Annotated in this window: 7 protein-coding genes; all 7 read right to left on the bottom strand. The window is 71.2% G+C overall.

The genetic code is table 11. From position 1 onward, the window contains the following. Positions 1 to 351: 351 nt before the first annotated feature. The 7 genes from J2X55_RS05005 to J2X55_RS04975 are packed head-to-tail and all read right to left on the bottom strand — an operon-like array spanning position 352 to position 14,932. Positions 352 to 1,374, bottom strand: coding sequence for a hypothetical protein (locus tag J2X55_RS05005; protein WP_309822169.1), 1,023 nt, complete (start codon positions 1,372 to 1,374; stop codon positions 352 to 354). Continuing rightward, positions 1,371 to 2,900 (bottom strand): DUF5684 domain-containing protein, encoded by a 1,530-nt coding sequence (locus J2X55_RS05000; RefSeq protein WP_309822168.1) that lies wholly within the window; start codon positions 2,898 to 2,900, stop codon positions 1,371 to 1,373. The genes J2X55_RS05005 and J2X55_RS05000 overlap by 4 nt, the downstream gene beginning before the upstream one ends. Then, complete coding sequence (locus tag J2X55_RS04995; protein WP_309822167.1) at positions 2,897 to 5,407, bottom strand: transglutaminase-like domain-containing protein; 2,511 nt, start codon at positions 5,405 to 5,407, stop codon at positions 2,897 to 2,899. Before J2X55_RS04995 ends, J2X55_RS05000 begins: the two co-directional genes overlap by 4 nt. After that, entirely contained in the window at positions 5,404 to 6,780 is a 1,377-nt protein-coding gene (locus tag J2X55_RS04990) for a DUF58 domain-containing protein (RefSeq protein WP_309822166.1), read from the bottom strand. Before J2X55_RS04990 ends, J2X55_RS04995 begins: the two co-directional genes overlap by 4 nt. A 46-nt stretch (positions 6,781 to 6,826) precedes the next feature. Next, positions 6,827 to 7,792, bottom strand: coding sequence for a MoxR family ATPase (locus J2X55_RS04985; protein WP_103206788.1), 966 nt, complete (start codon positions 7,790 to 7,792; stop codon positions 6,827 to 6,829). A 49-nt stretch (positions 7,793 to 7,841) separates the two neighbouring features. Further along, positions 7,842 to 13,799, bottom strand: coding sequence for an Ig-like domain-containing protein (locus J2X55_RS04980; RefSeq protein ID WP_309822165.1), 5,958 nt, complete (start codon positions 13,797 to 13,799; stop codon positions 7,842 to 7,844). Continuing rightward, positions 13,796 to 14,932 (bottom strand): serine/threonine-protein kinase, encoded by a 1,137-nt coding sequence (locus tag J2X55_RS04975; protein WP_309822163.1) that lies wholly within the window; start codon positions 14,930 to 14,932, stop codon positions 13,796 to 13,798. Before J2X55_RS04975 ends, J2X55_RS04980 begins: the two co-directional genes overlap by 4 nt. Positions 14,933 to 14,976: the final 44 nt, after the last annotated feature.

The following is a 14,976-nucleotide window of genomic DNA, read 5'->3' as shown; positions in this document are numbered from 1 at the left end:
TCTCCTTGATTGGCTGGGCGTTCCCTCGCGGTGGCGCCCAGGGTGCTGCACGGTGACAGCGTCGTGTCTCCCCCGCCATGTCGCTCATCTTGCGATTCGTGACGTGTCGGGCTCACGTGTGATCCACCGCGCGACAGAATGATCTAGCGCGATTCGTGGTGGATATGCCGTGGGGGCGACCTGTTCGCAGGCCGATCCCTGAGATGGTGCGAGCGTTGATCCGGACGACTTACCCGAAGGCACGACGCACGGCGCGCGTGAACGCACACCCGGTCAATGATACGCGTTCCCCGGGACACGGGCAAACGTGTGCGGGTCCGGTCACTGGGAGTCTGCCGGATGCCGTGCGCCTCAGCCGGTCAGCAGGAGGACGGCCCCGATCGCCGAGGCGACGACGACGACCACGATCACCGTGACGAGAACGACGACACGCGCTGCACCCCTGCGGGCCCGAGGGCGCACCGCCGCCGCGTCCTCGGACGACGGAGTGCGGACGACGGGGACGCGCTCGACGCGCGCGGGCCCCTCTCGGCGGGCGCCGTAGGACTCTCGGGCCAGGGCCTCGGGAACGCGCGCATCTCGGACGGCCCCCTCGACGAGGGGACCGGATGCGGCCGCGGCGACCTCGCGGCGACGACGGCGGGAGGCGGATGCGGTGTCGCCGTCGGCCTCCGCCGTGGGGCGGGCGCGGGTGGCCTCGTCGACCGCGGGATCCGGAGCCGAGCGACGGCGGGTGATCTCGTCATCGTCCACGACGGCGCCTGGGGTGTCGTCTGCCCCACGACGGCTCGTGTCGTCGAGAAGCCGGGCAGGTGGGGCGAGCGCCGCGTCCGCGCGAGGAGAGATCACGCTCCGAGGAGCGGTCGCGTCCACCTCCGCGTCGAGGTCTTCGATCGCCGACGGGGTAGCCCGTGGGGCCCGTCGGGAGACGGCGGTCGCGTCATCGTGCGCCCCACCCCGGGAGATCACCGTCTCGTCGTCGGGAACATCGCCGCGGGGGCGGATCGTGACGTCGTCGGGCACGGCACGGCGCGACACCACCGTCTCGTCCGCGGGAACATCGACCCGAGCACGGATCGTGTCATCCTCCGGCACCGATCGGGGCGACACCACCGTCTCGTCGTCGGGAACCTCGCCGCGGGGGCGGATCGTGACGTCATCGGGCACCGCGCGGCGCGACACCACCGTCTCGTCCGCGACGGAAGAAGACTGAGAACGGACGGTGTCGTCCTCCGGCGCCTCGGATCGCGACAGGATCGTCTCGTCCTCGACCTCGTCATCCTGGACGGGAGGAGGCGTGGGCCACGCCCGGAGCCGGCCTGCCCAGAGAGTGACCTCGTCGGGGTCCTCGGCGCGGTCGTACGGGCCGCTCACGCGTCGCTCCGCGAGAGGCGCACCTCCGCGTCGCCGAGGAAGAAGCGCTCACCGGCTTCGATCTCCTCGCCCGGAGGGGCCTCGACCTCGGTACCCATGAGCGTGGCGAACAGGACGCCGTTCGTCGAGTGCAGGTCGGTCACGAACCAGGTGTCGCCGCGGAGTTCGAGTCGCGCGTGGGTCTTCGAGACCGTGCGCGTCTCGTCCGAGATGGGGACCAGCTGAGCGTCGGGGTACGCGGAATCGGCGCCCGGGCGCCGCCCCAGGATGACCACCGTCGACGTGAGGTCGATCGGCGTCCCGCTGGGCGGGACGAGGGCCCACGGGATGCGCTTGCGCCGGGTGACGACGGTTCGGTCGAGGGCGTCGAAGTCCTCCTCGGCCCCGACCGAGGGGACCTCGGGCTGCGTGTAGAGCGCGGACACCGAGGTGCGAGCGGAGCGCGGGGAGCCGGCATCCGGAGCCTCCGCCACCGCGGAGACCGCTTCGGACAGTTCGGGGAACTCATCCATGGCCGCGGCCACCGAGGGCCGGGGAGCCGGAACGACATCGGGGGCGGGGCGGGTGAGGGGCACGTCCGCGATGGGCGCCGGGCCCGCTTCCGCCGACGTACGACGCGGCGGGTTCGCCCAGAGCGCGACGACGTCGGATTCTTCCTCGACCTCGTCGGCGGACGGCGAGGACGCCGCCGGGGGCACGACAGGAGGCGCCCAGGTCGGCGCGGGGGGTTCAGCCGGGGGCGCGTCGAGGACGTGAGGCCGCGGGGCGTCCGCCGGGGCGGGCGAAGCGGGGCGATGATCTTCCTCGGGAGAGCCGTCGCGGAGTGCATCGAGGACGTCGAAGACCGACGTCGCGGGCGCGACCTCCCGCGGCTCAGCGCGACGTTCATCCTCGACCCGCGGACGCTCCGGGGCCGCCGCGGGGACATATGCCGGAGGGGCCCAGCCGCTCGGCGAGGGGGCGGCATCCGCGAGGGACGCGGACGGCGCGGTCACGGGCGCGGGCGGGGCGGGCGCGGCGGGCGCGGCGGAGGCCTCAGGGGAGGAATGCTCAGGGAGCTGCTCCGGCGTCCACCCCCCGATGAGCGGCACGTACGGACCCTCGAAGTCCTTTCCGCGCCGGACGGGGGCAGAGTTCTCGTCGGGGCGCGCGGTGCGGCGCTCCCCGTGCCAGCGGGCGGAGCCGAAGCCCAGGATGCTCGCCCAGACGACCGGGAAGAGCGCCCCGACCACGGTGAGTCCCGCTCCGACGCCGAAGCCGGTGTTGATGCGATGCACCGCGACGATGAACACCACCGCGAAGGCGATGAGACCGAAGATCGGCACGAGGTTCAGCAGGATCAGCCACGGCGAAAACCCGCCGACCTTGAGCACCGTCGCGACGTTGAGGACCGGCACCCAGGCCTTCCAGACCGGTTCGCCGATCTTGCGGAACAGTGCCGCGAGGGCGAGTGCGAGCCAGACGTACAGCACGACGACGAGAGCGAACGACGTCGCTCCGAGCACCACCATGGTCGAATCGGTCATGTCGTGTCGCGGTCCACCAGGGTGGTGGAGCGCTTCCCCCTCTCGTCGCGATGCGGCGACCCCCGCCGCGAGGGGCGTGGGGCGAGGAACCGCAGGAACGATCTCAACGATACGGCCGCACGAAGGCGCCGCCAGAAGCCCCGCTGACGCGTGAGCGTGCGACGTTCCTCGTCGACGATGTGCCAGAAGGCCGCGACCTCGTCGGCATCGACGGCCTCGGACGAGAACACGGCTCGGTCCGCCCCCTCGGCGAGGAGGGTTCCGGACGGTGTGGCGAACGCCTCGGCCACCTCCCGCCGGGTCGGGGCGCGTGGAACGGTGCGTCCCGCGTCGATCCCGGCGTCGACGTACTCATCCCATCCGCCGGCGATCGCCGAGCGGGGGTCCGCATCGCGACGGCGCCCGCGACGACGGACGGCTTTGGCGATGACGATGGCGAGGAAGGGACCGAAGAGGACGAGCAGGATCAGCAGAGAGAGTCCCGCGATGCGCAGGCTCGCCCACAGCCACGCCAGGTCGACACCGTCGTCCGTACGTGGATCGTCGTCCGTGGAGTTGTCCTCCTGCACCGGCTCGGGAGGGACGACCTCCTCGACCGTGTCGGGGCGTACCTCGGTCACGTTCTCGGGGTCCTGCTGCTGGGTGACCTCGAGGCTCGGCGACTGCTCCCACTGGGGGGTCACATCGACGGGCGCCCACCGCCCGTCCGAACCCTGCACCTCGGTCCACGCCGTGACGTCGCTCGCTCGGCACTCCCCCGATTCGCACGTGGAGAGCTTCGGGTCGGTCGAGACCAGCCGGGTCCCCACCACCACTCGGGCGGGGAAGCCGAGCTCGTGCGCGATCAAGGCGGTGGCGACGGCGAACTGCTCGTCATCGCCGACGGCGGCGACGAAGTTGCCCGAAGCGGCGGCGCGCGGGTCGTCCTCTCGCTCGAGCAGCCGCTCGAACATGCGGTCGATGCGGGCCAGGGAGTGGCCGGAGGCACTGGGCTGGAGCTGATAGCCCTGGAGCGCGGCGGCCCACTTCGGCGTCGGACCACCCTCCGGCGCCAGGCTGTGACTGAGGTACCCGCGCTGGCGGAGCATCTGGACGAGGCTCTGCAGTGCGGCACCGTCGTTGCCGGTCGCGTGCTCCTGTACCCAGCGGCGGAGGTTGTCGCCGCCGGAGACACCGTCGCCGGCACCGGGCGGGGTCATCGAGGCGAGATCGACGGAGGCGGGTTCGACGGCGTCCAGCCGGTAGCGGTCTCCCTCGACGAGTCCCCCGTCGGCCGTCTGCACACCCGCCTCGGCGTCCGAGCTGTAGTAGAAGCGATCGGCGAGGACGCCACGACGGTCCCCCTCGAACGTCGCCGACACGAGGCTGCCGGCCGTCGGCATCCAGATGCCTCCGAGGTCGACGATCTCGACGTCGGCTTCGACGGGGCGCCCCTCCCCCGCATCTCGCGTCGAGGGCAAGCGCACGAAGCCCGCGCCCTCGTCACCCGATGCCCGGAAGATCTCGCCGTCGTACGTGTCGAGGGTGGCGATGCGGATGCGGTCGGGCTCGGCCCCCGAGCCGCTCACGCGGAACAGCACCGCGTCGGACCGTGCGTCGGAGAACATCGACCGGTACTGCGAGAGGGGGCTCACGGCTTCGGCGATCAGCCGCTCGGGCCCCGCCGCCGATCTGAGCACCTGACGATCAGCGTCCCGGGCCGCGGCGGGTACCACGGCGACGGTGACGGCCACGGCGACCAGAAGCATCCCCGCACCCAGCGCCCATCGGCGCCGATCCGCGCGCGAACGGCCCGGCCCCACGGGAACGGCCGAGACGTCGCTGGCACGGCGAAGGGCGCGTCCGCGTTCGTCCTGCGCGCGCCACGCCAGCCAAAGCACCGCGGCGAGCAGCGCACACAACCCCGTGGCGGTCTCGACGGGCGCAGGCAGATCGACCGATCCGATCGAGAGGGACGCGCTCGTCGAGGTGCGGCCGAAGAACAGCCCGAAACCGGTCATTCCGAGACCGCTGACCACCGCCAACGCCGCCCAGCGATCGCCGCGGATGGCGAGAGCGGATGTGAGAGCGGCACCCACGAGGAAGACCACCAGCGCGGGGATCAGCAGGTTGCGGTACGCGCCGACCGGCAGATCGACGGTGACCAGGTCTTTCCACGCGACGATGACGCCCGCGAACGACTCGCCGAGGCCGCGCAGCACGTCCAGGGGCGACGTCAGACGCGACGGGACGGCGAGCGGAACCGCCAGCACGGTGAACGCCCCCAGGAGACCCGCGGCGAGGGTCCAGCCGCTCCACCGGCGCCACGCCACGACGCTGACGACAGCACCCGCGACCACGACCGAGACGATCACGAGCAGCAGGAAGGACCACGACGCGTAGACCGGCCACGCGGCGACGGTGGCGAGGACGACGGACACCGCCGTGTAGAGGCCGGCGGCCGCGTACCGCGGCAGGTTCGTCTCGCGGCGACGGGTCGAGGTGCGCGAGGTACGACGATCGCTCACGAAGTCGCTCCCCGCACGAGAAGACCCGAGAGGTCGTCGAGGGTCCCGATCGTCAGCACCGTCAGGCCCGCGACGTTCTGCATACGCGGATGGGCGCGCTCATCGCAGATGACGGCGGCGACCGCGGTGTCTGCGGGGAAGGCGAGGGCCGCCTGACGAAGACGGGTGAGCGGGACGCTCGCCCCGACGACCACGAACGCGATTGAGAGACGTTCGTTCGCCTCGGATGCCAGACGGCAGACGTCCTCGACGGGCATCGTGTTCTCGTGCCGGTCGATGGCGCTGAAGCCGTCGAGCATCGTGCGGGGGGCGACGACCGGGATGTGACGGATCGCGCGGAGGCGCCCCTTCACGACGCGCGGGATCTCCGACCCCGTGACGATGTCGATGTCACGCGCGTCGCGGACGGCGCGGAGACCGAGCGAGGCGGCGGCGGACACCGCGAGCTCGTACTCATCGGCATCCGTGTACTCCTGCGTGGCCGCGGCGAGCACGACGGCCATGCGCGAGCGCCGCGACTCCTCGTACTGGCGCACCATGAGCCGACCCGTCTTCGCGGTCGACTTCCAGTGCACCTGCCGACGCGAGTCACCCGGGACGTACTCGCGGATCGCGTGGAAGGACATGTCCGCATCGACGAGACGACGCGTGGCATTGCCCTCGAGATCGCGCACGAGACCGGCGCTGGTGGACGGCAGCCCGACGGTGCGCGGGTGGACGAAGAGGTCGTGGACGTCGTCGAAGGCGTGCTCGCGACGCAGCAGCCCGACGGGATCACTGCGCACCGTGGTGACGGGGCCGACCCGGACGACGCCGCGCGGAAGCGGTGGGATCTCGAGCGGCTCGGTGGAACTCTGGCCGGGGCGGAGGAACGGCACCCCGAACTCCACGAGGCCGCGACCCACCGGGATGTCGAGGCGCCCGGGAAGGGCCGGTCGCGAACTCTCGTTGCGCACCACGATCTGACCCGTCACGCCGTCGCCCGCGGTCACGCGCTCGTGCTCGAGAGCCAGGTCGACCTCGTAGGCCCGCGCGCCGAAGAGGAACGGCACGCTCATGAGCAGCAGCAGCAGGGCCGCGCAGCCGGCGACCATCCACTCGACCCACCCGAACAGAACGCCGAAGAGCAGACCGATCGTCGCGGCGACAACGACCACCGCACCCGCGGGACGCACCGTCCGACCGGCCCAGCGCACCGCGGCGGAAACCGCCTCGGTCGTGATCCGCCACCACTCGGCGACCTGGACCACCACCTGGACGATACGACGCTGTCGACGGACCGAGGTCGAGGTGATCGAGGTGCGCGAACCGGTCGCCATGGTTCCCGCGGAGGTCCGCGTGAGGCGCGACTCGGTCAGATTCAGATCGGGCACGACTCACCCCCCGAGCGGGGTGCGGCTGCCACGGGACGGGCCACCGTCAGGCGCTCTCGCGCTGCGAGGGCGGCTGGGTGTCGAGGAGGACCTGGCCGATGACGGCCTCCTGCGTGACCCCGTCGAACTCGGCCTCGGGATGCAGGATGAGGCGGTGGGCCAGAACGGCGACGGCCAGCGCCTTGACGTCGTCGGGCGTCGCGTAGGTCCGCCCCTGAGACGCCGCCCGCGCGCGGGTGGCGCGGGTGAGGGCGAGCGCCCCACGGATGCTCACCCCGAGGCGGACCTCGTCGGCCGTGCGGGTGGCATCCACGAGGCGGGCGATGTAGTCGAGGACGAGCGCGTCGACGTAGACGGATGCCGCGAGGTCGGCCATTCCGACGAGGGCCTGGGGGGTGATGATCGCGCGCAGTTCGGCGGTGGCCACGGGCGCTCCGTCGAGGATGCGGACGGTCGCCGCGTGGTCGGGGTAGCCGAGCGAGGTACGGAGCAGGAACCGGTCGAGCTGCGCCTCGGGGAGGCGGTAGGTTCCCGCCTGCTCGACGGGGTTCTGCGTCGCCAGCACGAGGAAGGGCACGCCGACCTCTCGCGAGACGCCGTCGATGGTGACCTTGCCCTCTTCCATCACCTCGAGCAACGCCGACTGCGTCTTGGGGCTCGCGCGGTTGATCTCGTCGGCGAGGACGATGTTGGCGAAGATCGGGCCGGTGTGGAACTCGAACGTCCCCGTCTTCTGGTCGTAGACGGTGATACCGGTGATGTCGCCGGGGAGCAGGTCGGGGGTGAACTGGATACGCGTGTTGGTTCCCTGGACGGACGACGCCACCGCGCGAGCGAGCGAGGTCTTGCCGGTACCCGGCACGTCTTCGAGCAGGACGTGTCCGTCGCTGAGCATGGCGGTGAGCACCAGCTCGACCACGTGCCGCTTGCCGAGGACGGCGCGCTCGACGTTGTCGGCGATCTGCGAGAAGGTCTGGGAGAACCAGGTGGCCTGCTCCTGGGTGATCGTCATGTCGAAATCCTTCGGTGGGCGAGGGCGGGAAAGGGGATGCCGGGAGGGCTCAGGACGAGGGGTTCGACGTCGGCGTGCCGGGCTTGCACTCGTCGCCGAAGTCGTCGGATGCCGAGTCGAGGTTCCAGCCCTGGCTCGACCAGTCGACGGTGACGCGGATGCGATCGACGCGAGTGGTGCCCACCGGGACGGCCGTTGCGGCTGCGCCCTCGGCTCGCGGCAGCTGCTTGCCGTCCTTGTCGAAGTAGCGCGCGTTGTCGTAGTTGAAAGTGATCTTGGCCTTGTCGTTGCTCGACGAGCCACTGGCGCTGAGCGTCTTGCCGCCCTCGCAGCTCGCGACCTTCCACGAGGCCAGGACCTGGTAGGGGGCGCTTCCGTTTGCGGGCTTCACCGGGGCGTAGTCCGACTGCGTTCCCCAAAGCTGGTGCTGGAAGTAGACCTGGATCTCGGGGTCGCGGTCGAAGATCGAGTTTCCCGGGCCCCAGTTGACGAACTTCCTGTCGTTGAAGTTCGGAGGCGGGTCGCCGTCGTTGATGCGGTCGATGTACCACCGGGCAGTGTTTTTGTTGTCGTCCACCTCACCGCGGGAACCGACGTGGAAGGTGTACCCCTTCGGCGCCGCCTTGCTCTGCTGGGCGTCGACCTGCTTGTCCTGGCTCACCGAGCCGTAGGAGCGACCGTTGAACCACGATTCGGCACACATGGTGAAGGTGTAGGTCTGACCGTCGCCGAGGGCCGTGAACTTCTGCGTGTTGCCGCCGCTGCGGGGGATGCAGGGGAGACCCTTCTGCACGATGTTGAACCGCACCTCGGAGTCGGTGCCGTTCTGCTGTGCGGTCGCGTTCGCGTCCACGGTCGAGGTTCCGTTGCCGTTCGACGTCGAGGTCAACGTGAGGTCGGGATTGAGGGGAGCCCCGACGCCGTGCGCGGTACCGGAGTACACGTTCCCCGCCGTCGCTCCACCCAGCCCCGGAGGCACGGTGAAGCGGGAGATCGGGGTCACGGTGACCTGGGTCGCCGCGTTCGAGCCGACGCGGAACCGGGCGACCTGCACGACGTCCTGGTTGCGTCCGACGCTCACCTGGATCTTGTCGCCCGAGGCGCTCGCGATCTCGAGCGTGCCGGTCTCGGCGCTGTCGACGCCCTTGATGACGAGGTCGGCGAGGTTTCCCTCTCCCCCGGTCTGCGTGGGCGTGAAGTCCATTCCGCTCGGGGCGTTCGGGGGCCGGTACGCCCATCCGGTCGTCCGCACGGCCACCTTCGATTCGCCCACACTGTTCACCGCGTTGACCACGTATTCGCGCTGCTCACCGTTGGGCGCCGCGATCGGCGGGCAGCTGCCGTCGGCACCGCACTGGCCCACGACCGCACCGTTGTAGCGCACGGTGAACCCGGAGATGGCGGGGTAGGCGCGTCGCGCCTCGCCCGGGTCGACACGCAGCGTGACGGAGCCGTCGGCGTAGGCCGTCTGCCGAACGCTTCCGGGCGGGCGGGGGAATCCGAGCAGGTCGAGCACGACGCGGGCGTCGCGCGTCGACGCCGTCGTGCGACCCTGCGCGTCGCGAAGCGTGACGCTGGCGCTGCAGGTGGCTCCGGGAGCATCGTCGCTCCACGACGCCACCACGCTCGAGGTCGAGGCCACGCCGAAGGTGACCCCGGCGCACGCCGCGGTCGGGCGCACGTCGACGACCTCGAGGGGCGTGCGCGGCAGCGGGTTGACCTCGCCGCTGGTTCCGATCACGTCGATCGAGCAGCTGGTTCCGTTGGCCTGGGAGCACTGCCTCGAGGTGGTGCCGCCCTGGGGCAGGGTGGACGGCGCCGCCCCCACGCGCAGCACGAGGCGTGCCGGCGCGACGGCGTTGTGGCTGGTGACCGAGATGATCGCGGCGTTCTCGGTGCCCGGTACCGAGCGGTCGTTACCGGTGACCGTGACGATGGACCCGTCGAGGGACACGGCGAAAGCGGAACCGCCGTAGTCCAGCGCGTAACGGATGCCGTTCCAGTCCTCGCGCCCGAGCTGCCAGCTGGTCATGTTGCGCAGATCGAACGTGGCGGTCTCACCGGGGCCCACCGTCAGGGCGGCGGGCTTGAGCTCGGGCTGAGGGTCGCGGGCGACGACACCGATGGGCACGCTCACCACCGTCCATTCCTCGGTGCCCGCGATCCGCACCGGCACCTGGCAGGCGTCGGTGTACGGGGACCCGGCCCCGGCGTCGTATCGAACGGTGGTTCCCGTCACGGAGCAGCGTCCCTCGGCGCGGACGCCCGTCGCGGACACGTCGGTCCCCACCTCGAGGGTGGCGCGTCGCGGGAGGGCGACGAGATTCGCCATGTCGAAGTCGACCGACGCCAGTTCGTCGACGCGCTGCGCGGCGCCCGGGCGCAGGGAGAGGCTGAGGTCGTCGTCGCCGGGAACGCGCAGGAAGGCGTATGTCGTCACGTCGGTGTCGCCGACGCGTCCGGTGATCGCGAACGGGATGACGCGACGCGTGGCCGGCAGGGTGCCGGAGATCTGACGGCCGCTGAGGGTGACATCGGCGGGCTGGCCCCACAGCGACACGTCGAGGTCGCCGACGTCACCGCCCGACCAGGTGGCCTTACCCGCGAGAACGTCGACACCGGTCGTGAAGTCGTCGCGGTTCTCGACGGTCAGCACGGTGTCGGTGACGACCGGGTAGTCGGGCACGTTCTCTCGCACGACCTTGACGACAATCAACCCGCGACCCGTGTTGCCCGAATCGGATGCCACGTCGTAGAGGAACGACATCGTTCCCGGCTGCTCGCCGGCCTTGATGACGACGCCGGTGTCGGATACCGAATCGATGAACCCCTTCAGCCGTGCGTACTCGGGGTTGTCGCTCTCATCGACGAGCTTCTCGGGAAGGTCGGGGCGCACCCCGGTCAGGCTGAGTCGACCCTGCGTGGGGTCGATGTCGTTGGCCAGCGGACTCACGCGGATCGTGCGATCGGCGCCGGCCTGGACCTGCACGTAGTCGGTGAAGGTGATGGGGCTGGGGTTCGCCTCCGCGTCGAGGACACCGATGCGGACGGTGCCTTCGCCCGTCGCGCCCGAGGAGTCGGACACGCGGTAGCGGAACGACACCTGGCCCCGGTCGCCGGGCACGGAGGAGTACAGGATGCTCGATCCGTCGGCGGAGATGGACGCCGTGCCCCGGTTCGGCTGCGCGACGATCCGGTCGAGCGTGACGGCGTCGCCGTCGGGGTCGACGCCGAAGCCGTGGAAGTCGATCGAGGTGGTGCCCCCGCTGAGCACGCGCCCCTCGAGGGTGTCGGGCAGCGGCGCGCGGTTGGCCTCTCCGCCCAGGACGGTGACGTGCACCGTCGCTTCGTCCCACAGGGCGGGCGTACCCGTCGTGTAGACGCGATAGGTGACCTCGTACGAGCCGGGCGTCGTCGGGGCGAGGTAGCGGAGCACTCCCCCGGAGGTGAAGGCGAGGGCGTCGCTCGCCGGCTGCGTCTGCACGCTCGAGGGGTCGAGCGTCGGGCGGCCCCCCGCGGGCGAGATGTCGTTGTCGAGGACGGGGATGTCGATCTGCGCGCCGACGCGGACCGTGACGTTGTCGTCCACCGCGATCGGGGCGATCTCGGGAGCGGGCGGCAGGAGGTAGACCGTCGCTTCACCGGCCACGCGCGAGCCCTCGTCGTCGGTCCCGTCGCTCACCGTGTAGGCGACGGTTCCTAGGAGCCCGGCCGAGCCGTCGGCGGTACTGCCCGACACGCGCAGGTCGTTCTGTCCGACGGTGTCCACCGTGAGCGAGGCGCCCTCTTGAGCGGTCGCCGCCACGTCGCTGAGCAGCAGCACGCGACCGGTGGGGTTGGAGACGGCGCTGAAGACGTCGAGCGTCGCGTCTTCCTGCGGCCGCACGAACGCCACGACGGGAGAGGTCGCGAGCTGGGCGGGGGCGTCGGCGGGCAGCAGGGTGATCCTCGCCGTGCCCGTCGCGTCCCGACCTCCGCCGTTGACCGTGAAGTCCACGCGGTACACGCCCGGCTGGTTCGCCGCGAAGTCGAAAGTCGTGCTGCCACCGACCACCGTCGCCGTGGCCGCCGCATCGTCGAGGACGCGCACCGAGGTGAGGCTGACGTTTCCGGCCGTACCGGTCACGTGCGGCCCCACGTCGACGGCGACGGAGGATCCGACGGTGTCGACCTTCGCGAACGACTGCACCGCGAGCGTGGGGTCGGGCGCCACCCGGATCACGAGGGGCTTCGTCGTCACCGCACCCTCGGTATCGGCCACCGTGACGTCGAGCTGGATGTTCTGCTCGCCTCCGGAGCCGTCGTCGGCGTGCTGGTACACCACGTCGCCGCCGGGGGTCGCGGCGACCGTGCCGACGCCGCCGGGGTTGTCGACCGAGAGCAGCAGGAGGGGGTCGCCGTCCGGGTCCACCCAGCCGGGCAGCACGGGGACGGTGATGGTGCCGCCGCGAGCGACCTCGGGGGTCGGCCACGGCTGCAGGCACTTGTCGACGCCGCACCAGACGGGCGCCGCATTGGACTGCGGGGGCGCGACGGTGAGCGTCACCGTGGCCGGAGCGGAGTTCAACCCGTCGGCTGCGGTGCCATCGGTGACGGAGTACGAGAACGTCGCGCTGCCGGTCGCGCCGGGAGCGACCCGGACCGCCAGGCGCTGGCCGGAATCGGTCACGCTGAGGCTGCCGAAGCCGGGATCGAGACCGGTGACGCTCTCGGCGATGATGCTGAGGACGTCCTCGTTGGGGTCGTGATCGTTCAGGAGGACGGGCAGGGTCGTGAGGCGGCCGGGCCGCACACCGAACGCGTCGGGCTCGGCGATCGGCGGCTTGGGGTCGAGCACCACGCTGAGCTTCTCTTCGCTCTGGACCGCCGTCTGCTCGGTGCGATCGTCGAGCGACCAGTTCTGGCTCGAGGCGACGAGCGCGCCGTCGGGGACCGTCCACACCCAGCCCGTACGCGTCTCGTTGAGGATCACCGCGTGGTCGGTGGCGACGAAGACCGGCCGCCGCTGGTCGGGCATGGTCGCCCCGCCGTAGTCGAGATCCGTCTCGCCCTGATCGGAGCGCCACAGGGTTCCGCGCGCGTCGCCGGGGAGCAGCCAGGCGGCGTACGCGACACCCTGGTGCGAGAGGGGACGCGCGGGCTGACCGAGCACGTTGCCGCCGCCGCCCACTTCGCGTCGGGGCTCGGAGCCGTCCGCCGGGATGCTCCACAGCGACTGGTCGTCCGCCACGTACACGGCGCGCGCGTCGGCGTCGGCGTCGGCGACGACGAGCTGATCCGCCGCCTCGATGGTCACGGGGTCTTCTCCGCGTACCCAGACGCGCCCGGCGTCGGCGTCGACGAGGACCCAGGTGTCCCCGGCGGCGGAGAGCACGGGGGCGGCCACGTCCGCGTCGAGGGCATCCCGCCCGCGCAGCTCGTCGGCCTCGATGTCGTAGCGGATGACGGAGCCGTCGGCGGAGGAGTAGGCGAAGAGCATGCCGCGGGCGTCGAGGGCGATGGCATCCGCGGTGTACGAGGGAGCGTTCTCGTCCTGGGAGGTGCCGAAGGGATCGAGCTCGGAGGGCTTCTGCCCCGCTTGACTCAGCCTGCTCGCGAAGAGCGTGCCCGTGTCGGTGCGATAGACCGCGTAGTCGCCCGCCGTGGCCACGGAGGTCGTGCCCGGCGGGGTGTCGGGGGCGGCCTCGAGCTGATCCTCCGAGAGGTCGACGGGTTGCGCCTCGTTGATGCGGGTGAGCTTGCTGAAGCTGTCGGTGAACAGGTACGCGCCGTCGCCGCTCTGCGCGACCTGACTGGGGTTGCCGGCCGTGCGCACGGTGTCGAGCTCGCCGACCGTGGTGTTGACGCGCGCATAGCGTTGTCCGTCACCGGTCTGCAGCGCCCAGACCGACGTGTCGACCTCGGGAGTCTGCTGGGCGTCGAGCCCGGGCCACACGATGCTCGCCGTGATGACCAGGGCACCGGCGGCCAGCGTGGACGCCCACCCGACGATGGTCCGGCGCTTCACCGGAGCACCCCCGTCGCGAAGAGCGCCGCCACGACCACGGCGCCGGCCGTCACCAGGGTGGCCGATGCCAGGATCCACGGCAGAGCCTTCGACCCGCTCGAGGCCGGCGCGGCGATGTCGGTGTCTTCGTCGCGGACGTAGCCCGCCATGCCGGACGAGCCGCGGAGCTTGCGTGCGCCCTCTCTCTCGATGCGCGAGCGTACGGGGCCGCGCAGCGTTCCGTCCGCGAAATCGATCGAGCGAGCGGCGGGAGCCCACTCGGCTGCGGGCACCTCGAGCGGCGTCGCGGGCAGACCGCTCTCGACCTGCACCGCCTGAATGGCCTCGCCGAACTCCCGCGCGCTGGCGTACCGGTCGTCGGGGTTCCGCGACATGGATTTGGCCAGCACCGCCTGCAGCGAGGCCGGCACATCGCTCCGGGAGATGTCGGCGTAGGTGGCGCGGGCGATGCGGCGGCGCAGCTGCTCGCGCGAGTTCTGCCCCTTCTCGCGTCGCTCGAACGGGGTCTGCCCGGCGAGGAGCGAATAGATCGTGGCGCCCAGGCTCCACACCTCGCTCGACACCGTTCCCGCGGTCTGCTCGGCGACGACCTCGGGCGCGCTCCACGGCACCGACATGGCGAGCATCTCGTCGGCTCCCTGACGGACGAGGGAGGAGGAGATGCCGAAATCGGCCAGGACGGGTGCCCCGAAGGTCGTCACGAGGATGTTGCTGGGCTTCACGTCGCGGTGGATGAGCCCGGCGTGGTGCGCCGATTCAAGGGCTCCCGACATGCGCACGCCGATCGACAGCACCTCGGCGACGGGGATGCGCTCGACGCGGTACCTCTGCGCGAGGGAGCCCGGGCAGAACTCCATGACGATGTACGGCCGACCGTCGGCGGAGATCCCGGCCTGATAGACGGTGACGATGGACGGGTGCGCCGACAGGTGCGCGAGAACATCGGCCTCGGCGTTGAACATCCGCAGCAGGTCGGCATCGCGAACGTCGCTGGGCAGGACCTTGACCGCCACATCACGACGCGGCATGTCCTGGCCGTACAGGAACACGTCGGCGAACCCGCCCGAGCCGAGGGGGCGGATGTACGCGAGCCCGGGCAGGATGGGCGGCGAAGACGGCAGGCGCTGCGCCATCGAGCCCCCTCCCCCGTGCATGTGTTCCGCGACTCGATAAGCGG

This window comes from Microbacterium sp. 1154, from assembly GCF_031455375.1.
Classification (GTDB): Bacteria; Actinomycetota; Actinomycetes; order Actinomycetales; family Microbacteriaceae; genus Microbacterium.
This window is presented reverse-complemented; position numbering and strand designations above follow the sequence as displayed.

Coding starts and splice junctions, on each gene's coding strand:
- J2X55_RS05000 (WP_309822168.1), bottom strand. CDS start 2,900: ATGACCGATTCGACCATGGTGGTGCTCGGAGCGACGTCGTTCGCTCTC.
- J2X55_RS04985 (WP_103206788.1), bottom strand. CDS start 7,792: ATGACGATCACCCAGGAGCAGGCCACCTGGTTCTCCCAGACCTTCTCG.
- J2X55_RS04975 (WP_309822163.1), bottom strand. CDS start 14,932: ATGGCGCAGCGCCTGCCGTCTTCGCCGCCCATCCTGCCCGGGCTCGCG.